Source organism: Methylomonas sp. BG-2, assembly GCF_057766305.1.
In genome coordinates this window covers 1-1,354 of the sequence record NZ_JBYMAP010000472.1, presented here as the reverse complement: position 1 = coordinate 1,354, position 1,354 = coordinate 1, and the positions used below count along the sequence as shown (strand labels likewise).

Below are 1,354 nucleotides of genomic sequence, written 5' to 3'. Positions count from 1 at the left end.
AGTAATACCACCCATCCAATCCCATATCGGCTCCCATTTGCAAAGTTAATCGAGGGCATTGCCGCATAACACGGCACTCAAGGCGACGCCGTTAAGCGTCGCGGTATTGTTTAAAGTTTGTCGGCCGCGCACCTTAGTTTAGCGTTATGCAGCATGACTTGACTGCTATTAAGTACCATTTCTCTATATCTGTCATCGCCGGGAGGCGCAATTTCTTTAGGTAAAATACATATGTACCAAATCCCTCCGGCGCCTCCGTCTACTTTTTTGCAAGTCAATCCCGCAGGAACATCGATAATGCGTCCCCAGCAGCGCACATGCTTTCTCTCTTTTGTAACATAACTATCCATTTTCAATTCCCAGCCGCATAACACGGCACTCAAGGCGACGCCGGGTAGCATCGCGGTATTGTTTAAAGTTCGTCGGCGGCGCGCCTTAGTTCGGCGTTATAAGGCTAATCCATATATTCAGCCGAAATTTCGTCAGCAACATCAAAGAGATTCCGTCCGGCCTCGTAGTCGTCTTTTACTGATTCCTGATCCTTAAAATCAAATCCAGTTTGATCAAGAACATTAGCAGCTAAATGATCAAACCAGGTTTCAAAGTCGCAATCTTTTTTTGTCATAATATTCACCTTTTTTTAAAAGCCTTATAACCACGCGCTCAAGCTGACTCGCTTCGCTTTGTTCGTTATCAGGTAATTCGTCTTCATCATTTTCGTCAAATTGATACGCGTTGGCCGATCCCTCGCCAAGATGCACAAGCCGCACTGAGTGTCCTCCATGGCAAACGGTAAACTCAACATCTGGAGGATCACAAAGTTCTTCTTCACAAACAGGGCATGTCCACATGCTCATATGTACCTCTATGCTTAAAGCTATAGGGCGTCAATAGGCGAAGCCGTATTGCGCCGCATGGCTGTCGGATCAGTGGTTTGTTCCATTTTGGAACACACCACTTTGTCTAGCTCTGTAAATTCATAATGAATAAACCCAGCACAAATTCGTCTGTCTCTTCCAGTCGCCTATCGTCCACCATTTATTGCACTTGTCGCAATTAAAATGCGTCAAAATCTCTATGCTAAATTCAATCATGGCGCGCGTCACCTCCAGCGTTTGGCGTCAGAAACCGAATGCGCTCAGCCCTCGGAGTCTCAATGTGCCCGTCAGGAAACTCGACGATGGCAATCGGGAATTTTCCCGGACCGCTTTCGTACTCTTCGTGGTCAGTGCCAAACCCGTGAAACACGGCCTCGCCTTTCTCGACCGTAACGAACTGCTTTGTTCCGGGCACGTTTTCGTAGGATGTCACCATTACTTTTCGCATCTCAATCTCCTTCCGGGCATCACGCCCA

The 1,354-nt window shown here is 47.3% G+C and carries 3 protein-coding genes; all 3 read right to left on the bottom strand.

Going from position 1 to position 1,354, the window contains the following annotated elements; all coding sequences use genetic code 11:
* Positions 1–454: 454 nt before the first annotated feature.
* Entirely contained in the window at positions 455–625 is a 171-nt protein-coding gene (locus tag AC3B8H_RS21385; RefSeq protein ID WP_488443522.1) for a hypothetical protein, read from the bottom strand.
* The gene (locus tag AC3B8H_RS21380) at positions 600–857 is read right to left on the bottom strand and encodes a hypothetical protein (protein WP_488443521.1); all 258 of its coding nucleotides are present in this window, start codon (positions 855–857) and stop codon (positions 600–602) included. Before AC3B8H_RS21380 ends, AC3B8H_RS21385 begins: the two co-directional genes overlap by 26 nt.
* A 229-nt stretch (positions 858–1,086) precedes the next feature.
* Positions 1,087–1,354, bottom strand: a 268-nt coding sequence (locus AC3B8H_RS21375; RefSeq protein ID WP_488443520.1) for a hypothetical protein, incomplete at its 5' end; no start/stop codon positions are given.